This is a genomic window from Actinoplanes sp. NPDC051411 (genome assembly GCF_040682075.1).
GTDB lineage: Bacteria > Actinomycetota > Actinomycetes > Mycobacteriales > Micromonosporaceae > Actinoplanes.
Genome location: NZ_JBFBAD010000156.1, coordinates 1 through 21,921, shown reverse-complemented (window position 1 = coordinate 21,921; position 21,921 = coordinate 1). Strand labels below are relative to the sequence as shown.

Sequence of the window (21,921 nt, the reverse complement as noted above, 5' to 3'; positions counted from 1 at the left end):
ACTCGGGGGGTGTTTGCCAGACCCCGCGGGGCGCGGGGCCGCCCACAACAAAAACCTCATCCCCACCCCCCCGGGGGGGCCCCCCCCCCTCGCCCCGCCCCCGCCGCTTTCGTCCGAGACGTCCGACACGACCGGATTTGCGGACGGTCAGCCCCAGGCGCGGGTCAGGGCGACCCTCGCCTCCAGCTCGAGCAGCTTGCGTTTGCGCTCGATGCCGCCGCCAAAGCCGACCATCTTGCCGCCGGCACCGACCACCCGATGGCAGGGCACGATCACCGGCACGGGGTTGTGGTTGCACGCCGTGCCGACTGCCCGAGCCGCACCCGGGTCGCCGAGGGCGTTGGCGATCGAGCCATAGGTGATCATCTCGCCATAGGGAATCTTGGCGATCTCGGCCCAGACCCGCCTCTCGAACTCCGACCCGCCGCGCATCTCGACCGGCAGCTCGAAGTCGGTCAGCTCACCGGCGAAGTAGGCCTCCAGCCTCGCCGCGACGGCATGGTCGGCCGGCGTCGCGGCAGCCGGGCCGGGCCGGGCCCCGAACCGGACGCCGACCACGGTCTCACCGACCGTCTCGACACCGAGCGGCCCGATGAGTGAGTCAACGACGAACACACCGAAGATTGTGCTCGCCGGGTACGACAACTTCGAGCCCTCGACGACCCGGAGGCGCCTCGACGGCTAGGGACAAGGCCGGACCGAGGCCGCGCCGGCTACGAGGCATCCGGATGCGGCCGGATCAGCGGGCATGCGGGAAGCTCGCTGTGAGTCACCCTGGTGGCCGGCCCGAGCGGGAGCGCGACGTCGAACCGAACGCAGACGTCCCTGCTGCCGGCCAGAAAGCGCGTCGTCACCGCCCACCGGTCGGCCGACCGCCCGATCGTCCAGGTGCGGCCGAACACCTCGGTGATCTCGCTGTCGGTGAGCTTGCCGTCGGTCGCCGCCGACGCCAGGCGGCCCTGATCCTGTGCGGCGAGGTAACTGACGCTAGCCGCCAGGGACTGGTCGTCGATCTCGTGCTGGTGATGGGGGAGCGCGACGCCGAACATCCAGGCGACCGTGCCGGCCACGAGCAGGAACGCCACGGCGGCCAGCCCGGCCAGGACGGCGACCGTACCGCCGATGAAGCGGAACGCTCGCGACCCCGCGCCAGTGCTGTCAGCGTCCATCAGCAGCCTGTATAGCCGATTTGGTCAAGGGCGTCCGCAGGACGCCGCGGCCCTACGCGATCAGGCCAGGTGCCCGTTGTCGCGGGCCCACTTGAAGAGCTCGGCCTCGGCCTCGTCGCGGGTCAGCGGCCCCCGGTCGAGCCGCAGCTCCTTGAGATAGCGCCAGGCCTGGCCCACGATCGGGCCCGGCGGCACCCCGAGCAGCTCCATGATCGCGTTGCCGTCGAGGTCGGGCCGCACCCGGGCCAGGTCCTCCTCGGCCTCGATGCGGGAGATCCGTTCCTCGAGCGCGTCGTAGTCGGCGGCCAGGTTGGCGGCCTTGCGCCGGTTGCGGGTCGTCACGTCGGAACGCGTGAGCTTGTGCAGGCGGGAGAGCAGCGGTCCGGCATCGGTCACGTAGCGGCGCACCGCGGAATCGGTCCACTCGCCCCGGCCGTACCCGTAGAAGCGCAAGTGGAGAGCGACCAGCTCGACCACCTCGGAGGTGACGTCCTTGGGGTATTTCATGGCTTTCATGCGCTGCTTGGTCAGGCGCGCGCCGACGACCTCGTGGTGATGGAAGCTGACGCGACCGTCGCGGCCGACCGCCTTGGTGGCCGGCTTGCCGACGTCGTGCATGAGCGCGGCCATCCGCAGCACGAAGTCAGGGCCGCCCTCGTCCTCCAGGCGCATCGCGTTCCGCACGACGATCAGGGTGTGCTCGTAGACGTCCTTGTGCTGGGCGTGCTCGTCGATTTCGAGCTTGAGGCCGGAGATCTCGGGCAGGAAGCGGTCGGCCAGGCCGGTGTCGACGAGAAGTCGCAGCCCGAGGATCGGGTCGGCGCCGCACATCAGCTTGGTGAACTCGTCCCGGATGCGCTCGGCGGTGATCCGATCAAGATCAGGCGCCATGTCCCGCATCGCCTGAATGACCGAGTTGTCCACTGCAAAACCGAGCTTCGCCGCAAACCGGGCGGCCCGCAGCATCCGAAGTGGATCATCGCCGAACGACAGGGACGGCGCGGCCGGTGTACGGATCACCCTGGCCGCCAGGTCCTTCAGCCCGCCGAACGGGTCGGTGAACTCGTGCCCGGGCACCGACACCGCCATCGCGTTGATCGTGAAGTCGCGGCGTTCGAGGTCATCCAGCAGCGACGTGCCGTAGGCGACGACCGGATTGCGGGTGACCCCGTCGTACGCCTCGGCGCGGAACGTGGTGATCTCGACCCGGAGCCCGTTCTTCTGCACGCCGATCGTGCCGAAGTCGCGACCGGTCTCCCAGATCGCGTCGGCCCACCCCTGCACCAGCGCTAGCGTCTGCTCGGGGTGCGCGTCGGTGCAGAAGTCGAGGTCGTCGCCGAGACGGCCGAGCAGCGCGTCGCGCACCGAGCCTCCGACGAGGTGCAGCTCGTGGCCGGCGGCGCCGAACCGGCGCCCCAGCTCGTCGGCGACGGGGGAGACACGGAGCAGCTCGGCGACCGCGTTCCGCTGGGCGGCATTCAACACAGACATGGGATGACCAGCCTAACTGGCTTGAATCTGATCTTGGGTGGCGGGACCGGGGCCGTGGCAGCGCCGGGCGGCAGCGGGCAGGATGGGCGGATGCCCGTTTCCGAAGCCGTCCGCCGGATTTGCGAGAACCCGGCGTTCTGGACCGACACCATCGATGACGAACCGGGCGAAATGCGCATCAGCTTGCCGGTCATCGGCGGCTACGCGCTGGTCCTCGACGTCGACCTGGCTTCGGGCGAGCGCACCCTCGGGCTGCGGCGCCCCGGCTTCACCGACCCCGAGCAGCTCGGGTGGGCGCCGGTCGACGGGCCCTACCCGGCCGCCCTGCGCTGGTGGGAACTCGACCTCTGCGCCCGGGTGATCGCCTGGGAAGATCCGACACTGCCCCATCCCGGCCTGGTCGTGGCGCTGCTGTCACCGTTCGCGCCGGCGACTCCCGACGACGACGAGACGGCCATCGCGGCGGTGCGTGAGGCGGCGTACCGCTCCCTGCGCCGTGAGGTGCCGACGCCGGCCGAACCGGCCGGCCCGGAGCAGGCGCCGCTGCCGATTTTCGCGGGCGATGACTGGTGGCCGGCTCCGCGGGGCGTGTCACCCGAGGTTCTCGACGAGGCCGCTGTCGCGGCACTCAGCCGCCCGGCCCGGGCGATGCTCGAGGTCCGAGCGGCGGAACGCTTCCCGTTCGACGGGCTCGCCGATCTCGTACGCCGGTCCGAGGCGCACTTGGCAACCCAGTCCGAGCATGGCTGGTACGCCGGCACCAGACCGCTCGCCCGCAAGATCGTGGAATCCGGTGATCTTCGTCCGATTCCGGAACTGGTGGCCGTCCTGACCGAGGTCGGCTGTGATCATCCAACCGTTCTCGATGCGCTCAGTGAGCCCCTGGTCGCAGCCGAGGCGTGCTGGATGATCGAGACGCTGGCCGGGGCCGTCCCGGGCACCCTCCTGCGACGACACCTGTGACGTACCCCTTTATGGTGACGATGTGTGCGTAACGCTGGGGAGGACCGTGTGACCGACGGCCTGTATAGCAGTGCCAACTCGCGGGGCCTGCCGCCGTCGGCCGAGGTCGTGCTGGGCCCGGCGAGCGCTTCGGTGCCCGGGGCCCCGCTCCTCGATCAGGAATCGCTCCCACCGCAGGAGATCCCGGCCGACAGACCGGGGGACGGCGGCAGCCTGGTGCGTTCCAGCGCGATCATGGCGGTCGGCACGCTGGCCTCCCGGGTCACCGGCTTTTTCCGGTCGACGCTGCTGGTCGCGGCGCTCGGCACCGGTGCGCTCGGCGACGTGTTCAACACCTCGAACACGATTCCCAACATCGTCTACGACATTCTGCTCGGCGGCGTGCTCACCGCGGCCCACGTGCCGCTGCTGATCCGGGCCCGCAACCGCTCCGAGAAGTACGGCGAGGAGTTCGAGCAGCGGTTGTTCACCGTCCTGCTCGGCGCGCTGGCCGCGATCACGCTGGTGGCGATGGCCGCCTCCACCCTGCTGATCAACCTGTACGCCAGCAAGTTCACCCCAGCGCAGCACCGGCTCGCGGTCACGTTCCTGCTGTTCTTCCTGCCGCAGATCTTCTTCTACGGCTTCGCGGCGGTGGCCAGCGCGTCGCTCAACTCGCGCAACCGCTTCGGCGCACCGATGTGGACACCGGTGCTCAACAACTTCGTCGTGATCGGGGTGCTGATCGCTTTCATGGCGACCACGCACGGTCATCTCGACGAAACCAACATCAGCAGCGGGAAGGTCACGTTCCTCGGCATCGGCGTCACGGCCGGCGTCGCCGCCCAGGCATTCGGGCTGATCCCGTCGATGCGCAAGCTCGGCTTCAACTTCCGGCCCCGGTTCGACTTCCGGCGGGCCGAACTGACCCAGATGTGGGGCATGGCCAGCTGGACTCTGCTCTACGTGGTCGCTCAGCAGGTCGCGCTCGTCGTCTACACCAACCTCGCCAACGCGGCCGGCTCCCGCGGCACCAAGGTGCTGCACCTCGACCACGGCATCGGCCTGACGCCCTGGACCAACGCGTACGCGTTCTTCCAACTGCCGTACGCGGTGGTCGCCATCTCGATCATCACCGCGATCCTGCCGCGAATGACCCAGAGTGCGGCCGAAGGCCGCCTCGACCGCCTGGCGGCGGAATTGCGCGAGGGCGTACGCCTCTCGCTGTCCCTGATGCTCCCGGCGGTCGCCCTGCTGTACGGCGCGGCCAGCGAAATCGCGTTCGTGCTGTTCGCGCACGGTGCGACCAACGCGGCCGGTGCCGAGGTGATCGCCCAGGTGCTCCGGGTGTTCGCGATCGCGCTGACCCCGTTCACCGTGCTTCAGCTGCTGCAGCGCGGCTTCTACGCGCTCGCCGACACGCGCACGCCGGCCCTGATCGCGATCTTCTCGACCGCGACCGGCGGGATCTCGGCGGTGATTCTGTCGAAGGTGCTGGACACCGAACACGTGATCATGGGCATCGCGTCGGCCCAGGGCATCTCCTGGGCTCTCGGCTGCATCGTCTCGATCGTGGTGCTGCGCCGCCGCCTCGGCCGGCTCGGCGGCCGGGAGATCGTCGGCCTCGTCGGCAAGGCGGGCGTCTGCGGTCTTGCTGCACTGATCGTGGCCGAATTGCTACACGTTTTTCTCGGGGCCCACGCGCACTCGAGTTTTGTCATGTCCGCGCTGGTCCTGATCCTGCAGGGCGTGCTCGGCGGGGGTGCGTTCCTGCTCTTCGCCACCGTGCTCCGGGTACCGGAGGTAAACCAGGTGATCGGCATGCTGCGGCGCAAACTCGGCCGCTGATTGCCATCCGATCCCACAAAACCACCACTGAACAGGCGGTTTTCCCTCGATTCGGTCGCAGAAAAGTCCGTTCGTACGGGCGTGTCCGACTGCCGCGCCGGGGGGACGACCTGCCGTACGGTGGTCGTGTGCGGGTATGGTCAGTGTGCGCATGCGCCCCAGCGCGTGCCTATTGCCCCCAAGCACGTGCAGAGATGCGCGTGCAGCACCGAGGGAGGACTGGTGACCCAGGTCGGCGAAGGCCACGAGACCGCGGCCGAAGCGGACGGACCGGTCATGACCTTCGGTGCTCCCACCGTGGGTGAGATCCTGGCCGAGCGCTATCAGCTCGAGGAGCACGTCAACAACGACAGTGCGGGCCGGCAGGTGTGGCGCGGCATCGACGTCATCCTGCGACGTCCGGTCGCCGTCGTGCTCCGGCACCCGGGCGGCGATTCGGCCGCCGAGATGCTCGAGGCCGCGGTCGACGCGAGCCGGGTGATCCACCCCAACCTGGTCGGCGTCTACGACGCGATCGACGAGGGCCAGCGCGCATACGTGGTGCGTGAGTGGGTCGAGGGCCAGTCGCTGCGCGAGATGGTGACCGAGCAGGGTCCGCTCGACCCGGCCCGGGCCACCGGCATCGCCCATTCGATCGCCGACGCGCTGGCCGCGGTGCACGCCACCGGCATGGTGCACGGCAACGTGCATCCCGGCACCACGCTGATCGGCGACGACGGCCGGGTGGTCCTGGCCGACGCCCGCGCCGATTCGGGTGACGACGTCGAAAGCGACATCCGGGCGGTCGGCGGCATTCTCTACTTCGCGCTCACCGGCCGCTGGCCGCACGCCGAGGTGGGCGGGTCCACGCTGCCCGACGCCGTCCGCGACGCGGCCGGCACGCTGGCCACCCCGCGGCAGATCCGGGCCGGCGTCCCGGCCTACCTCGACGACCTGACGATGGACCTGCTCGACAAGCGGGTTCAGACGCCGGAGTCCGATGCGCTGGCGGCCGAGCTGGGCCGTCTCGACTCGGCCTCCGACGACGACTACGAAGACGTCGGGCCGCTGCGGTTCGCGCCGAGCACGTCGCCCGAACCGGGTCGCAACAACAACAAGATCATTTTCGGGATCGCCACGCTGGCCGTGATCGCGATCATCGGCCTGGTCTTCGGCATCCGGGCGATCACCTCGTCCGGCAAGCCGTCGCCGACCGACACGACCCAGGCCAACGCCGGCGGCGCGCCCGCCGACACGACCACCGGCAGCGCCGCGGCGCCCGCGCCACAGCCGACCAAGATCGCGCTGACCGGCAAGATGGTCCGCATCGTCGACCCGCCGGACGGCAGCCGCAGCCAGCAGGGCGACGCGGCCTACACGGTCGACAGCGACCCCGACACGTCCTGGCAGACCCAGGGCTACAACACGGCCACCTTCGGCAACATCAAAAAGGGCATGGGCGTGCTGATCAACCTCGGCTCGCCGCACTCGGTCAGCGACGTACGGGTCGAGACGGCCGAGTCGGGCGTCGTGATGGACGTCCGCGTCGGCAGCACCGACCCGGGCGACAGCAGCACCGGCGACGGCAAGATCGTTGACACATACAAGCGACTGGGCGACAGCGACAACAGCGACCCGAGCGGCACCACCCAGATCTTCTCGGCGTTCGACCCGGACCAGAAATACCAGTACATCCTGGTGTTCATCACCAAGCTGCCGTTCACCGGCGGCGCACACCCCTACTCGGCCTCCGTCGACTCGATCCAGGTCGACGGCAACTGACGGCCCCGCAGGCGCCAAGCTGAAGATGCCCCGGTCACCTGGTGACCGGGGCATCGCGCTTATCGACCGGCCTTGCGTCTGTGCACGGTGGGCAATCGGCCCGGCGGTCACCCGGGGAGTGCGGGGCTTGGATAGATTGCTCGCGTGACTTCCCGCGCACAGGCCGACGCGACCAGCGACGCCGGCCTGCTGCGCGCCCACGTCGAGGGCGACCCGCACGCATTCGCCGAGCTGGTGCGCCGTCATCGCGACCGGCTCTGGGCGGTGGCCCTGCGCACGATCGGCGACCGCGAAGAAGCGGCCGACGCCGTGCAGGACGCCTTGCTCGCCGCCCACCGCAACGCGGCCCGGTTCCGCGGCGAGTCGGCGGTCACCACCTGGCTGCACCGCATCGTGGTCAACGCCTGCCTCGACCGCATCCGCCGGCGGCAGGCCCACCCGACCGTTCCGCTGCCCGACGGCAGCCGCTCCGACGACCGCCCGAGCGGGGTCGAGCCGGCCGCCCCGATGCACGATCACGACACCGCCCTGGTCGTCCGCGAGGCACTGGCCGCGCTGCCACCCGATCAGCGGGCGGCGATCGTACTGGTCGACGTGCAGGGCTACCCGGTCGCCGAGGCAGCCGAGATCCTCGGCGTGGCCGAAGGCACGATCAAGAGCCGGTGCGCCCGCGGCCGCGCCCGCATGGCGGTGTCCCTCGGTCACCTGCGAGGTAGTGGGCCCAGAGACAGTGGGGCCACCGGCAGTGGGGCCACCGGCAGCGGGGCCACCGGCGCCGGGTCGAGCAGCAGTGGGCCCAGAGACAGCCGGGCCACCGGCAGCGGGCCCGGCGGCAGCGGGCCCAGGAACAGCGGCGACGCTCCCAGCCGGCCGAGAGACACTGGTCACGAGGCTGAGGGGAACCGCGGCGGTGCCCGATCCGTCCCATCCGGACCGGCGGCGGCGAGCGGGCCGCGGCCGAGCACGCACGATCGGAGGGAACAGCGGTGACCGGGGCCGACTTCGGCGGGGTCGACATCGACCTGCTGGCGGACTACATCGGGGGTGCCCTCACGGGCACGCCGGAGGAGTCCGTGGTCGCCGCCCGCATCGCCGACGACCCGGCCTGGCAGGCAGCCTACGAGTCGGTGGGCGAAGGCATGGCGCTGGTCACGGCTGAGTTGGGCCGCCTCGCCCCCGAACCGATGCCGGCCGACCTGGCCGACCGCCTCGACACCATGCTGACCGGTTCGACTCTGCTCGGCATCGACACCACCCCGGTGGACGTCGTCGCCCCGCTCCGCGACACCACTCCGCTGGGCGAGACCCCGTTCGGCGAGACCGCGCTCAGCCAGACTCCGCTCGGCGAGACCTCTGCCCTCCGCGGGGCCGACCGACCCGCCGCACTCCACCCAGCTGACACCAGCAATCCGGCCGACATCCGCACTCCGGCCGACGCCCACAGCCCGGCCGACACCCACAACGCCGCCCACAACGCAATCGACGCGCGCAACCCAATTGACGCGCGCAGCCCGGCCGACGCGCGCAATGGCGCTCACAACCCAATCGACGCCCACAACCCGGCCGACGCCCATAACTCTGCTGAGGCGCGCAACCTGGCTGACGCGAGCAACGTGACCAGCGCGAGCGACCCAGCCGACGCGCTGGCGCGGAACTCGTCGGACGGCGGGTCTGACGCGGTTGCCGACCCCGAGCCCATCGCGCCTGACCTGGCCGAGCCGCGCGTGCCCCACTTGCACCTCGTGCACGGTGATCTTGCGGGTGATGACAGTGCTCACGGCGTACAGAAAACGCAGCCGGCACCCCGGCGTGGGCGACGGCTCCGCTGGGCCGCACCGATCGCGGTGGCCGCGGGTCTTGTCGCTTTTGTCGGTTTTGGCCTGGACTATCTTGCCGGGCGGCAGTCGAACTCGGCCAGCACCGATTCGGCGGCCGGATCTTCGGAGGTGCGGGGTGAGGCGCCGAAGCTCGCACCGTCGGCGGGATTTGCACAGATGCTGGCGACCGGCACTGATTACACGCATGACACTCTCGGCATCGCGCCCGTGCAGCCGATGTCGGGGGCGCTGACGTCGCCCGCTACGCCGGGGCGCAAGACGACGCCCGAGATGGCGAGTGGTGTCGAATCGGCGCTGCAACGGTTGACCTCGCCGACTGCCCTCGCCGACTGCCTGGCCGCGATCGAGGAGGCCAACGCCGGCGGCCGCATTTCGCCGGATAGCGTCGACTACGCGCGGTTCGACGGGGCGCCCGCGGTGATCGTCCGGTTCACCGCGGGCAACGGGCAGTGGGCGTGGGCGAGTGGCGCCGACTGCGGGACACCGCCGGGCGACGCCGCCACCCTCGACAAAGTCCCGGTAGGCTGAACGACACTCCGGAGCACGCCCCGCGTGAGGTCCGACACGGCCCGCATGCGGGAATGGCGTGCGCCCGGCTCGACGTTCTAGCGTGCAGTGTCGCCGGTCGATTACCGGTGACGACAGACTTGAGGAGTCGGAAGTGGACGAGGTCCGCAATCTGATCATCATCGGTTCGGGGCCGTCCGGTTACACCGCGGCGCTCTACGCGGCCCGGGCCAACCTCAAGCCCCTCGTGATCGAGGGTGTGCAGTCCGGTGGCGCGCTGATGACCACCACCGAGGTCGAAAATTTCCCGGGTCACCGCGACGGGATCATGGGTCCCGAGCTGATGGACAACATGCGGGCGCAGGCCGAGCGGTTCGGCGCCGAGTTCATCACCGACGACGTCACCCGGGTCGAGCTGGGCGACCGGCCCACCGAGGCCGGCACCGAGGGGCTCAAGACGGTCTGGGTCGGCGAAAAGGAATATTGGGCTCGCGCGGTCATCCTGGCCACCGGTTCCGCGTGGCGGCCGCTCGGCATCCCCGGCGAGCAGGAGCTGCTCGGGCACGGCGTGTCGTCCTGTGCGACCTGTGACGGCTTCTTCTTCCGCAACCAGCACATCATCGTGGTCGGCGGTGGCGACTCGGCGATGGAGGAGGCGACCTTCCTCACCCGGTTCGCCGAGACGGTGACGATCGTGCACCGGCGCGACTCGTTCCGGGCCAGCAAGGTCATGCAGCTGCGGGCGCTGAACAACCCGAAGATCAAGGTCGAGTGGAACTCGGCGGTCGAGGAGATCCTCGGTGACGACGGCAAGGTCGTCGGCGCGCGCGTGAAGAATGTGCAGACCGGAGAGACCAAGGTCCTCGATGTCACCGGCGTCTTCGTCGCGATCGGCCACGACCCGCGCAGCGAGCTGTTCAAGGGTCAGGTCGAGGTCGACGACGAGGGCTACGTCAAGGTCGACGCGCCGAGCACTCGCACCAACGTGCCGGGCGTGTTCGCGGCCGGCGACCTGGTCGACCACACCTACCGTCAGGCGATCACCGCCTCCGGCACGGGTTGCGCCTCGGCTCTGGACGCCGAACGCTTCATCGCTTCTTTCGTCGAGCTGTAAGAGTCGAGCTGTAAGACCTGTCAGGAGGACAAGTGGGAGTAGCAGGTAAGGCGGTCACGGACGCCAGCTTCACAAGCGACGTGCTGCAGTCGGACAAGCCGGTCCTGGTCGACTTCTGGGCCGAGTGGTGCGCGCCCTGCAAGAAGGTCGACCCGCTGCTCGCCGAGATCGCCAAGGAGATGGGCGACAAGGTCGAGATCGTGCAGGTCAACATCGACGAGAACCCCGAGACCACCCGCGCCTACCGGGTGATGTCGGTGCCCACGCTGACGATCTTCAAGGGTGGCCAGCCGGTCAACTCGGTGACGGGCGCCCGCCCCAAGAGCGCCCTGATCAACTTCATCGAGTCGGCTCTCTGAGCCTCCTCCCCATCACGCCCCGCATCCCTTCGGATGCGGGGCGTTGCTTTCCTCCGTAAGGGTTCGCCGCCGGGTGCGGTGGGCACTGGGGAGTACGCTCCGGAAGTCTTGTGGATCTGGGTAAGGAGACGCGCGTGCGTTCCATCCGACGTGGAGACAGCGGTCCGGCCGTGGCCGAGATCAGGTCGATCCTGGTGGGCTTGGAGCTGCTCGATTCCCCCTCGCCGGACCAGTTCGACGACGCGGTCGACACCTCGGTGCGGGCCTTCCAGCAGAGCCGCGGCATCGGCGTCGACGGCCTCGTCGGCGACGAGACCTGGGGGGCACTCGACGCCGCCCGGTGGCGGCTCGGCGCCCGTACGCTCTACTACTCGGTGACCGATCCGCTGGTCGGCGAGGACGTGCGCACCCTGCAGGAACGGCTCCTCGAGATGGGATACGACGCCGGCCGCCCCGACTCGATCTACGGCGCCCGCACCGCCCGCGCCGTCTCGCAGTTCCAGCGTGAGGTCGCCCTGACCCAGGACGGCTCGTGCGGCCCGCAGACCATGAAGGCGCTGCGCCGTCTCGGCCGCAAGGTTGTCGGCGGCCGCCCACAGTGGCTGCGCGAAGCCGAGGCGTTCCGCCAGGCCGGCACCAACCTGGTCGGCAAGACGATCGTGATCGACCCGGGTCACGGCGGCGGCGACGACCACGGCGTCGTCGTGCCCGAGGGCCCGCTCCGCTGGACCGAGGCCGACCTGGTCTTCGACCTGGCCGCCCGCCTCGAGGGCCGGCTCGCCGCGGCCGGCATGCGGGTGCACCTGACCCGCGGGCCGCAGCCGGCCAAGTCGATGACCGGAGCCGAGCGGGCGATGCTCGCCAACAGCCTCGGCGCCGACCTGCTGATCTCGCTCCACCTCGACGGGCACGACAACGAGTCGGCCGACGGCGTCGCGACCTACCACTACGGCACCGGCAGCGGCCTGAGCTCGACGGTGGGGGAGCGGCTGGCCAACCTGGTGCAGCGCGAGATCGTCGTCCGCACCGGGATGCGCGACTGCCGCATCCACGCCAAGACGTGGGAGCTGCTGCGCCTCACCCAGATGCCGGCCGTGCGGGTCGACCTGGGCTATCTGACCTCGCCGGCCGATCGCGACCGCCTGGTCAACCCGCTGTTCCGCGAGCAGATCGTCGAGGCGATCCTGGCCGCCGTGCAGCGGATGTATTACCCGGTCGAGGCCGACGTGCCGACCGGGTCGATCGACGTGCGCCAGCTGCGGATGGCGCTGTCCAACCGCGCCTAGGCCCTAGTTGTCGGCGGTTCTGGTCGCGCTGACCGGGCGGACCGGCCGGAGCAGCGCCTCGGGGCTCATCGAGCCGAGCAGCTTTTCCAGGGCGTATTCGACGTCGGACTTCCACGACAGGGCGGTGCGCAGCTCCAGCCGCAAGCGCGGATAGCGCGGGTGCGGGCGCACCGTCTTGAAGCCGACCGACAGGAAGAAGTCGACCGGCGCGACACAGCCGTCCTGCTTGGTCTCCTCGTCGGCCTCACCGAACTTGGCGTCGCCGAACGCCTCGATCGCCTTCACCCCGCGCTTGGTGAGATCGCGGGCCACACCCTGCACGAGCATGCGGCCCAGGCCGCCGCCGGCGAACGAGGCGACCACGTGCGCGGTCATCAGCAGGGCCGCGTCGGCGGAGACCGGGCTGGTCGGGAAGGCCATCGAGCGAGGAACGTACGCCGGAGGGGCGAACATCACGAAGCCGGCCGGCATGCCGTCGACATATGCCAGCTTGCCGCAGGAACCCCACTCGAGCAGCGTCTGCGAAACCCAGGCTTCCTTCTCGAGGCCGGTGTCGCCGGCCGCGCAGGCCCGCTCGGCCGAGACCGGATCGAGTTCCCAGTAGACACACTGGCGACACGGCCTCGGAAGGTCCTCGAGGGTGTCCAGGGTGAGGTTGACCAGGCGTCGCGACATCACTGTCCCCCTCGAGATGACCGGTTTTACCCCGGACGGATCCTACGCCGCAAAATCCATGAACGGGATCAGGTCGGTCAAGGCGGACCGGATAACCGAGAGCCTCTCCGGGCCACCCCGTTTAGGATCGGGGTTCCTGCGTTGCAAAGGAGAGCCGCATGACCGGCACGACCCAGGACGACTACACCGATCGATATGCGCGACGGGTGCGCGGGATGACGACATCCGAGATCCGCGCCCTCTTCTCGGTCGCCAGCCGTCCCGAAGTGGTTTCGCTGGCCGGCGGCTCGCCGTACATCGCCGCCCTTCCGCTCGACGCGGTCGGCGAGATGCTCTCCAAGATCGCCGCCGAGCAGGGCACCGTCTCCCTGCAGTACGGCATCGGCCAGGGCACCATCGAGCTGCGCGAACGCATCTGCGAAGTGATGGCGCTCTCCGGCATCCACGGCGCGTCCCCCGACGACGTGGTGGTGACCGTGGGCGGGCAGCAGGCGCTCGACCTGCTGGCCCGGCTGTTCCTCGACCCGGGCGATGTGGTGCTCGCCGAGGGGCCGACCTACGTCGGCGCACTCGGCGTGTTCCAGGCCGCCCAAGCCCAGGTGCAGCACGTGGCCATGGACGCCGACGGTCTGATCCCGGCCGCACTGGAAGAGGCGATCGCGGCCGTGGAACGCTCCGGCCGCCGCGCCAAGTTCCTCTACACGATCCCCACGTTCCAGAACCCGGCCGGTGTCACCCTCTCGGAGGAGCGGCGCGAACAGGTGCTCGACATCTGTGAACGGGCCGGGCTGCTGGTGGTCGAAGACGACCCGTACGGGATGTTGTCCTTCGAGGGTGACGCCCCGCTGCCGTTGCGGGCCCGCCGCCGTGAGGGGGTGTTCTATCTGAGCACCTTCTCCAAGACGTTCGCGCCCGGCCTGCGCGTCGGATGGATTCTGGCGCCGCACGCGGTGCGCGAAAAGCTGGTGATGGCCAACGAGGCCAACGTGTTGTGCCCGAGCCCGTTCGCGCAGGCCGCGGTCACGCAATACCTGTCGACGATGCCCTGGCGCCAGCAGATCAAGGTCTACCGCGAGATCTATCTCGAACGCCGGGACGCGCTGCTCGACGCCCTCCAAGACCTCGCGCCGGCCGGCACCTCGTGGACACGGCCGACCGGTGGCCTGTTCATCTGGGCGACGCTGCCCGAGGGTCTCGACTCGAAGGCGATGATGCCGCGCGCGATCGCCGCCCGGGTGGCGTACGTTCCGGGCACCGGCTTCTACGCCGACGGCACCGGCCGCAGCAACATGCGGCTCAACTTCTCGTTCTCATCCCCCGAGCGACTGCGCGAAGGCGTCCGCCGCCTCTCCGGCGTGATGGAACAGGAACTCGAGATGCGGGCCGTCTTCGGCGCCGGCGCCGCGCCGGAACGCCGGCGGCGAGGCACGGCCGCCGCCGACACCCCCGGCTTGGCATGATCACAGACATGGGTACGGGTGACGATGTGCGCGTGACGGTTCTGGCCGGCGGCCTGTCCTACGAGAGGGACGTGTCCCTGCGGTCGGGCCGCCGCATCCTGGACGCGCTCCGCGGCGCCGGACTGACCGCCGACATGCGCGACGCCGACGTCGCCCTGCTGCCGGCACTCCAGGAAGATCCGCCCGACGCGGTGGTGATCGCCCTGCACGGTGCGACCGGGGAGGACGGTTCACTCCGCGGGGTGCTCGACCTGTGCGGCGTGCCGTACGTCGGCTGCGACGCGCGCGCGTCCCGCCTGGCCTGGGACAAGCCGTCGGCAAAGTCGATGCTGCGAGAAGCCGGCATCCCGACCCCCGACTGGGTGGCGCTGCCCCACGACCGGTTCTCCGAACTGGGAGCGGTAGCGGTGCTCGACCGCATCGTCGACCGGCTCGGCCTCCCGCTGATGGTCAAGCCGGCCCAGGGCGGCTCCGGGCTCGGCGCGGCCGTAGTGCGAGAAGACGCCGACCTCCCGCCGGCGATGGTGGGCTGCTTCGCGTACGACTCGACGGCCCTCGTGGAAAAATTCGCGCCCGGCATGGACGTGGCCGTCTCGATCGTCGACCTGGGATCCGGGCCGACAGCACTGCCGGCCGTCGAAATCGTGGCGCAGGACGGGGTGTACGACTACGCGGCCCGCTACACGGCCGGGCTGACCACGTGGCACACGCCGGCGAGGCTGTCACCTGAGATCTCCGCACGGGTGGCCGAGACGGCGCTGGCCGCACACAAGGCCCTCGGCCTGCGAGACCTGTCCCGGGTCGACCTGATCGTTTCTGACGACGGGTCGCCCCAGGTGCTCGGAATCAACGTGTCACCGGGAATGACGGAGACGTCGTTGCTGCCGTTGGCGGTGCAGGCGGCGGGGATGGATCTGGGGCAGATCCTGGCGCAGTTGGTCGAGAGGGCTGTTCGACGATCGGGTTCTTGAACAGCTTTCTATGGTTGTGTCCTCGCCGGGGGGCCACCGGTCAGTTGGATCGCGCTCGGGGGCGTCATACGGCACCGGCCTCTTGGAGTCGCTGTCGGATCGAGCTTCCGTGCGCGGCGAGGACGTAGCAGAAGAGGCCGGCCACCTCCCGCCGTCGTGTCCATGGGCTGGGCGGCGGCCATCGACGTGATGCTTTCGGGCGGCGAATCGGCGTACCGGAAAACGGCCTGAACCGAAAGTCTTGAGCCTGACCCGCCGGGGTTCGCAGTTGGCTGGTTCTTTTTGGAGAGCGCGCCCCGGCCATCGAGCGACGCGCCGGCGGAGTGTCGCGCTTTGCGGCCGGGTGTTTTCCGGGCTCGGCGGTATGGCCCCCTTCGCAACCGGTGCCCCTCGACCTTCGGGTGGTGTGTGTCTTCGCCTTTCGGGCGGTGGGCCACGCGTCCCCGCCTTCAGCCGGTGTGCCATGCGATGTGCCCCCACTTTCGCGCGGTGCGTCCCCCGCCTTCAGCCGGTGTGCCGCGCAGTGTGCCGCGGCCTTCGCGCGGTGTGCCGCGGCCTTCGCGCGGTGTGCCGCGGCCTTCGCGCGGTGTGCCGCGGCCTTCGCGCGGTGTGCCGCGGCCTTCGCGCGGTGTGCCACGCGCCGTGCCCCCGCCTTCAGCCGTTGAGCCACGCTGGGTGCCTCCCCCTTCGGGCGGCGCACCTCGTTCTGCGGCCGACGTGTCTAGAGTTGCCGCACCTTGCTACCGCACGTCGGCCGATACACCCAGCCCCGCGGCCGACGGGCCGTAGCCTTCGGCGGTGTGCCGCGCTCCGTGATCGGCGTGCCTCGGCGCCTGGGGCGGTATACCCCCCGCTCGGCTAACGGCCGGCCTTCGACCTTCGCGAGTGGCCGCGCTCCGCGAACGGGGGGTGCGTCTCGGCCTTCGGCCGGCGTTCGTCTTGGCTTCGGGCGTGCCGCACTCTTCGTCTTGGCTTCGGGCGTGCCGCACTCGGCGAGCGGTGCGTCGCGGCCGTCGGGCGTTGTGCCCCGGTGTTGCAGCGGCGGCGCCCTCGGCACCCTGCTCGCCGGCTCGGCCGCCGTCTTCGCGATAGCCCTGGGTCAATCGGGGCCGTACGACGGGTTGAATTAAGGGTGGGTGGATGTCGCCGGGTTCGCCACGGTGGGTCCGCTGCCGTTCGGCGAAGCCGGTGTTTGGGCGCCGCTCTCGGCCGCGATCGTCTGCGCCGGTTCCGCGTTGCCGAGATCGGTCGGCCTCTCGGCCGCCGCCGGCTCCGCCGACCCCTCGCTGTCGCTGCCGGCATAGTTGATCGTGGACGGTGACTCCCACTGGATGTGCGGCGGTTCCGCGATCGCCGTACCACCGAACTCCGCCAGCCACGCCGCCACCAGCGCCAAGTTTTCCCGCCACTGCTGCTCGGGGATCACCGGCAGAATGTCGTCCCAGAGCGAGAGGAACGTGCCCCTCAACTGCAGCCGGCCATGCGGCCGGGCAAGAAACCACATGTGCAGGTGAGCGGCGCCGTCGCCCCAGCGGTTCACGTGTACGCGGGCGACGCCGTCCAGCGATCGGATGGCTCGCTCGAGGCGGACCGTCATCACGCCGAGTTCTGCCGCGAGGAGGTTGGGAAGGTCGCCCAGGTCGAGGTGTGAACGGCACTCGAGAATGAGGACCATCGGCAGTCCGGTCGGCCGGTCCATCGCCCGAACCCGCCAGCGATCGCTGATCCAGATGTACGAATCGTCCGGCGTCCCACACGCAATGCAGTCGGCGGCATCTTCCCCGCTCCGCGGCGGCTCGACCTCGACGGGAGCAGCGAGCGGCTTGACCCGCATGGCGCCCTCGAACGGGAACGACGGCCAGCGTACGAAGTCGGGTAACGGGGCGATGTTCTCGGGCACGACGTGACCTTAGCCCAGCCAGGAGGTACTGTCCCGGGTCAATTTTCCGCGATGGGGACAACAGTCGTTCAGCCGTTTGGGCGACTGGACAGACGTCGATGGAGATCACCGTCTGTGGGCGCCCTGGCACTGCCAAAGTTATCCACAGGGGTTATCCACAGGCCGCCTCGTTTCACGTGAAACACGACGTCGCAGCGCTGCCGAGGCTGTGGATAGGCCGGTGCATAGCGCACAGACCATCGGCGTTGTTTCACGTGAAACCAACCGCCAAACCCGTCCTCAACAGGCGTTGCGCACAGGTTGTGGATAGCGCTCCTCGACCATGTCGCCGTTCGAGTGGTTGCACGTGAAACAGTCCCCGCATGCACCGCCTAGCCCTGCGCCTGTGGATAACGCCATGCCGACAGCCCGGTTCTGCGTGTTGCGGGGCCGCAGGGGAGGTTCCTGAGCGAGCCGCGGGCACAGGTCGACGTGGTCCAGCAGCCAGGTCGTACTCGGCTTGCTGACTGCAATTGTCCCGTCACTGCTCTAGAACCTTCGTCCGCGGCGTGGTCAACGAGTCCGCCACCGGCGTGTCCGAGGCGACCGACGCGCTCGATCATCCACAGGCCATCGTTGGTGCCACCCTCATTTGTCACGCGAAGGCCTGGCCCCTCTCTGTGTGTGCGAACCACCGACGACGGGATCGGCCTGGTTCGGGCTAAGCCACCCAACGGGACCGTCGAACCGAGCCAAGGCAAACCGAGCCGAGCCGTTCGCCGAGCCGAGCCGTTCGCCGAGCCGTTCGCCGAACGGCCGGAGCCTGATTGGTCAAGCCGAACCGAACCGCGGAGCCGAGCCAACCCTGAGCCAGGCCGAACTGAGCCGAGCGGAACTAGCCAAACCGAACTGGCCGAACCGAACTGGCCGAACCGAACCGCCCAACCCAGCCGGGGCGGCCCCAGCCCGATGAACCGAACCGCTGAATGACCGTCCTCACGCGCGATCGCGACGTGCAGCGCGGCAGCATCTGATTCAGCGTCGCCGTCCAGCCGGGGTGAGCGGACCAAGCGGCTTGCCCGGTTCAGCATCGCCGTCTCGCCGAGCGTGGGGCCCAGCGGCGGGCGTGCAGGTAGACACGCGCGTCCGGTCCGGATTCAGGGCTGGGCGGCCCCGTCCGGGCGGGACGCTCCGGGGTGGGCCAGTCAGTCCTGACGAGGCGGGCGGTCTGACGAGGCTGGGCGGTCCGTCCGAGGCGGGGCGGTCCGGCGGCAGGGCGACTCGATGAGCTAAGCCAGCCGGGCCAAGGCTGACAGGGCTGAAGGGCGCGCCTGAAGGAAGGTCGACAGCCAAGCGAGCTGGATGGCGGGCCGAACCGCGTGGATCTGTGAAGGGCCACACGGAGCCAAAGACGCGCCCAATGGAACTTTGGGGGAGCGGCACGGGTCCGGCAAGCCGGATCAAGCTGGCTGACCGGGGGGTCCGGCCCGCCGGGGTCGCGCCAACGCACGGCAGACCGGTCGCCGGTGAATCGGGTCGTCGCCACAGCGCACGGCCAGAGATCTCTCGCTCCTGGCCACGGAGGCGTCGAGATGAAACCCTCCGACCCGCCTCGGTCTTCGCGTATTCACGGCCGCAGCCGTCTCCACTGGCAAGTCGCTCCTGAGCGTCAATCCGCAGAGTCAACCGCTTGCGGCACGGGTCCGTTGCAGTTGAAAAACTGCAGAAGCCAGCCTAAAAATCCGACACCCACTCCGACTCTCGCGATGACGATTTCGCGAGGACTCTCGTCGGCCAGCTTGCCACCGCCTAACAGTGCCAGCTCGATAGTCGGCCCGGCCCCGTTCCGTTCGAAGGCCGCCCCCGCCTCTCATCGGCCACCCACGTCGCCTACGTCTTCGCCGCTCGCGCTACGGCGGCCGCCGTAGCGCCGAAGCTTCTCTTCGACGCAGTCCGGCGTAACAGTCCCTCGGGTCTCGGCCCGTCGACCCGGAGCCATTAGCCGACCGCCGGCCAATTTCTGCGGGCAACCCCGCCGACAGTCCTGGGGCTACCGATCTTTAGGCCTTCACGAGAGGACGCTCGCGACCGTTCCGTAGTCGGCCGTAAGCACCGACCCGACCTCTGCGGCACGCTGCGCCCGTGCCTACCCCCGCTCGTTTGCGTCGTGCTCACATGCCTGCCATCCGGTCATAGCTGCTCGACCTTTCGAGGCACAGCCCGCCCTCGGCCTGCCACCACCGTGTAGCTACCCGGCAGGCGTTCCGCCGTCTCATCCAGTCCGCGGTCACACCTTCAGCCATCGCCGGGCCGTCCACCCCCCGTTCCGCTGCCTTCCACCGCCTGGCTTCGCTTGCCGGCACTGCCTGCACCGCGACCGCCAACGTCGGCCGTTCGCCGCTTGGCTTTCGGCGCGGTCACTCGGCGTCTCGCCTTGCACCAACCCACCGCACCTGAGGTCTCTTCACAGCAACTTCTACCAGCGCGGCCAGCCTCACCATCGCCACTTGACGCTTAGCCGAACTCGGGCAATCGGATCGGGAGGGAGGCGGACGCCGCGAACGTAGCGAGGTAGACGAGCGGCCCGACGGACAGCAGCAGTCGAGTCCTGACGGCCGCAAAGCCCGCCGGAGAATGTGGGTATCTCGTTAGCAGTTCGTCCGTCGTCGCCAGAAGGTTCATCCGTGCCACCTTGCTCCTCGGCGGCAGAGTGCCTCGTCCCCGAGGGACGACGGCACCACACGGGGCGGCTTCTCTCGTGCCGGGTCGCGCGGCGATCGTTGCTCGCAACGCGAAGAGCCCTGCCCCGATAAGCCGACCCCTTCTCTCGTCGCTCGCTAAGCAGACGACTGCAGGTCGGGTGGCCGTCCGCGACGGCCCACGACGGCTCGTCGAGGTAGAGCCTTCCCGTGCTGTAAGGGACCCTGCTAACAGGGGAAAAGACCGAGCGGCCGTACGCCAGGACTCGGCTCGTCATACGACACTTGAGCGCTAACGAGGTGACGCCGATCGGCGGTGTGTTGCCCCTGAATCCCGCCTATCCCGGAGACGATGGCGGCGGTCCGAGTTGGTGGTAGCCACCTGACAATGCGCGAGCGAAGTACCGCCACGGGTGTTAGGGCTACACAGCTCCCCGCTGTGACATCCGCCCAGCGCGTGCGGGTCGGTTTGCCGCCGGCTCGAAGCGGCGGCGTCTGGGCAACGGTGGCTATGAGGTTGAGCCGGAGCGGGCCATCCGCTCTCAGCTTCTTGTTCAGGACGACGCCATTCGGGGAGCGCGTGATCCTGTTTCACGTGAAACGGCGGATACCTCGTTGCCTGCGCCGACCCGTTGGGCCCTCACGCAAATCTGTCTTGAACCCTCATCGGTCGGGAGTAGCAGTCCGATGAGGCGCTGGCGCGGCACTTGCTGCGCCTAACCAGCCTTACGTCTCAGCGCATGGTCGACTCCTACGCCGCCCACCCAGCCCTCGTCAGCCTTGCCACTCACGCTCGAGCAACGGCTGCCGACCGTCCAGACGAGCGCTTCGGTGATGCCGCCCGCCTCTTATCAACGCCCACGCGCCAGCCGGTCACCGCTACATCCACCGCGCGCGCGACCGGCCACCCGCTGCCTTCGACCTTCCGCCCTCACCCTCGGACCTCCACCGGCCACCTCCTTCGGAGCCGTCGACCAATCGCCGACCGCCAATCGGCGACGACCGCCAACCAGCAGAGGGTGACCGTGAGCAGCTAGCAGCGAGCAGCTATGAGCTCAGCCGATCTACGGTCAGCAGTTGCGTACAAGCGAGGAATCATGCCGACCACGAGCCACGGCGCCGGCAGGCACCGCGACCGAGCCTGGCGATCAGCACCTGCACGATGCCCGTTCGTCCGTGGCACCCCGCCCTCCGCCAGCTGTTCGGTGCCCTGCTCTTTCGGGTGTCCGTCTCGGTCCTGCGGCGGACCTACATTCGGGCGCTAGAAATGCAGCGATTGCGGCGACCGGGCTGGGCGCCATCCGTTGCGCCCCGTCCCGCCATTTGGCAAGCACAGACAGGTTCTGTGTGGAAGCGGAGGCTCGCACGCCTAATCGGGATCATGTTTCACGTGAAACCCAGGTACCGGCTGCAGCCGTTGTTTGAGGCTCGAAGGTACGCGGGCGCGAGCTAACGGTCTAGCAGACAAGCCCAGTGGACGAAGTCTCTCGGGTCGGGCGATCGGTCGCAGGCTGAATCCGCTGCACGGCCGACCATAGTTGGCGACAAGCCCAGAGCCCAACGCACGGCGTGCATTGCACCGACCTTGAGATGCCGATGTGCGACCCCAAGGTGCACACGATCACCAGGCGGTCGCGAGGCCTTCGGAACGACGGCTACCTCGTCACGAAGGGACCCGAGCCGGGACACAAAGCGGGACCGTCTGCGCCGAGGGCGCTCGACCCAACCGGCCATTCGTCGTCAGCCACGATCGCGTCTACGGGCTCTTTCGGTCAAGCCGTTCCGGCTTGGGTTTGAGTCAATCGGACGTGGGCGGCTTAGGCGGGGGGTCACGTCCACCGAAGTGGTGTATGACCTGGTCTTTTAGGTCAACGAGAGGCGGCCATCGCAGATCCTTCGGATTGTCTGAAGATCACGAAGGA

Annotated in this window: 14 protein-coding genes and 1 pseudogene; 10 read left to right on the top strand and 5 right to left on the bottom strand. The window is 69.3% G+C overall.

What is annotated here, in order from left to right:
• Positions 1 to 147: 147 nt before the first annotated feature.
• From AB0M88_RS46480 to AB0M88_RS46470, 3 genes are all read right to left on the bottom strand, one after another.
• Positions 148 to 615 carry a methylated-DNA--[protein]-cysteine S-methyltransferase gene (locus tag AB0M88_RS46480; protein ID WP_364113494.1) on the bottom strand — a complete coding sequence of 156 codons (468 nt, stop codon included), beginning with the start codon at positions 613 to 615 and terminating at the stop codon, positions 148 to 150.
• Positions 616 to 713: 98 nt separating this feature from the next.
• A complete protein-coding gene (locus tag AB0M88_RS46475; protein WP_364113492.1) occupies positions 714 to 1,169 on the bottom strand; it encodes a hypothetical protein in 456 nt (151 codons plus the stop codon).
• Positions 1,170 to 1,229: 60 nt separating this feature from the next.
• Positions 1,230 to 2,660: a CCA tRNA nucleotidyltransferase gene (locus AB0M88_RS46470; protein ID WP_364113490.1), complete on the bottom strand. Its 1,431-nt coding sequence runs from the start codon at positions 2,658 to 2,660 to the stop codon at positions 1,230 to 1,232.
• A gap of 90 nt (positions 2,661 to 2,750) precedes the next feature.
• Between AB0M88_RS46470 and AB0M88_RS46465 the strand changes: the two genes are divergently transcribed.
• The 8 genes and pseudogenes from AB0M88_RS46465 (at position 2,751) to AB0M88_RS46430 (ending at position 12,315) form a co-directional block, all read left to right on the top strand.
• The gene (locus tag AB0M88_RS46465; RefSeq protein ID WP_364113488.1) at positions 2,751 to 3,623 is read left to right on the top strand and encodes a hypothetical protein; all 873 of its coding nucleotides are present in this window, start codon (positions 2,751 to 2,753) and stop codon (positions 3,621 to 3,623) included.
• A 48-nt stretch (positions 3,624 to 3,671) separates the two neighbouring features.
• The gene (gene murJ, locus AB0M88_RS46460) at positions 3,672 to 5,450 is read left to right on the top strand and encodes a murein biosynthesis integral membrane protein MurJ (RefSeq protein ID WP_364113486.1); all 1,779 of its coding nucleotides are present in this window, start codon (positions 3,672 to 3,674) and stop codon (positions 5,448 to 5,450) included.
• A 222-nt stretch (positions 5,451 to 5,672) separates the two neighbouring features.
• On the top strand, positions 5,673 to 7,211 hold the full coding sequence (locus tag AB0M88_RS46455; RefSeq protein ID WP_364113484.1) for a protein kinase family protein: 1,539 nt from the start codon (positions 5,673 to 5,675) through the stop codon (positions 7,209 to 7,211).
• A gap of 135 nt (positions 7,212 to 7,346) precedes the next feature.
• Positions 7,347 to 7,979: pseudogene (gene sigM, locus AB0M88_RS46450) on the top strand (RNA polymerase sigma factor SigM); the annotation flags it as partial.
• 218 nt (positions 7,980 to 8,197) lie between these two features.
• Positions 8,198 to 9,577, top strand: coding sequence for a hypothetical protein (locus tag AB0M88_RS46445; RefSeq protein WP_364113482.1), 1,380 nt, complete (start codon positions 8,198 to 8,200; stop codon positions 9,575 to 9,577).
• 133 nt (positions 9,578 to 9,710) lie between these two features.
• The gene (gene trxB / locus AB0M88_RS46440; RefSeq protein ID WP_364113480.1) at positions 9,711 to 10,670 is read left to right on the top strand and encodes a thioredoxin-disulfide reductase; all 960 of its coding nucleotides are present in this window, start codon (positions 9,711 to 9,713) and stop codon (positions 10,668 to 10,670) included.
• A gap of 32 nt (positions 10,671 to 10,702) precedes the next feature.
• Entirely contained in the window at positions 10,703 to 11,029 is a 327-nt protein-coding gene (trxA, locus tag AB0M88_RS46435; protein WP_364113478.1) for a thioredoxin, read from the top strand.
• Between the two features lie 134 nt (positions 11,030 to 11,163).
• Positions 11,164 to 12,315 (top strand): N-acetylmuramoyl-L-alanine amidase, encoded by a 1,152-nt coding sequence (locus tag AB0M88_RS46430; RefSeq protein WP_364113476.1) that lies wholly within the window; start codon positions 11,164 to 11,166, stop codon positions 12,313 to 12,315.
• A gap of 3 nt (positions 12,316 to 12,318) precedes the next feature.
• On the opposite strand, the gene AB0M88_RS46425 is transcribed toward AB0M88_RS46430, so the two are convergent.
• A complete protein-coding gene (locus AB0M88_RS46425; RefSeq protein ID WP_364113474.1) occupies positions 12,319 to 12,990 on the bottom strand; it encodes a GNAT family N-acetyltransferase in 672 nt (223 codons plus the stop codon).
• A gap of 158 nt (positions 12,991 to 13,148) precedes the next feature.
• Between AB0M88_RS46425 and AB0M88_RS46420 the strand changes: the two genes are divergently transcribed.
• Positions 13,149 to 14,450 carry a PLP-dependent aminotransferase family protein gene (locus AB0M88_RS46420; protein ID WP_364113472.1) on the top strand — a complete coding sequence of 434 codons (1,302 nt, stop codon included), beginning with the start codon at positions 13,149 to 13,151 and terminating at the stop codon, positions 14,448 to 14,450.
• Positions 14,447 to 15,421: a D-alanine--D-alanine ligase gene (locus AB0M88_RS46415; protein WP_364113470.1), complete on the top strand. Its 975-nt coding sequence runs from the start codon at positions 14,447 to 14,449 to the stop codon at positions 15,419 to 15,421. Before AB0M88_RS46420 ends, AB0M88_RS46415 begins: the two co-directional genes overlap by 4 nt.
• Before the next feature lie 1,126 nt (positions 15,422 to 16,547).
• Here AB0M88_RS46415 and AB0M88_RS46410 read toward each other — a convergent pair.
• Positions 16,548 to 17,321, bottom strand: coding sequence for a hypothetical protein (locus tag AB0M88_RS46410; protein WP_364113468.1), 774 nt, complete (start codon positions 17,319 to 17,321; stop codon positions 16,548 to 16,550).
• Between the last annotated feature and the right edge of the window lie 4,600 nt (positions 17,322 to 21,921).

Bases quoted from the DNA above. Each gene is read 5' to 3' on its own strand.
- AB0M88_RS46475 (WP_364113492.1), bottom strand. From the start codon at position 1,169: ATGGACGCTGACAGCACTGGCGCGGGGTCGCGAGCGTTCCGCTTCATC.
- AB0M88_RS46470 (WP_364113490.1), bottom strand. From the start codon at position 2,660: ATGTCTGTGTTGAATGCCGCCCAGCGGAACGCGGTCGCCGAGCTGCTC.
- AB0M88_RS46465 (WP_364113488.1), top strand. From the start codon at position 2,751: ATGCCCGTTTCCGAAGCCGTCCGCCGGATTTGCGAGAACCCGGCGTTC.
- AB0M88_RS46425 (WP_364113474.1), bottom strand. From the start codon at position 12,990: ATGTCGCGACGCCTGGTCAACCTCACCCTGGACACCCTCGAGGACCTT.
- AB0M88_RS46420 (WP_364113472.1), top strand. From the start codon at position 13,149: ATGACCGGCACGACCCAGGACGACTACACCGATCGATATGCGCGACGG.
- AB0M88_RS46415 (WP_364113470.1), top strand. From the start codon at position 14,447: ATGATCACAGACATGGGTACGGGTGACGATGTGCGCGTGACGGTTCTG.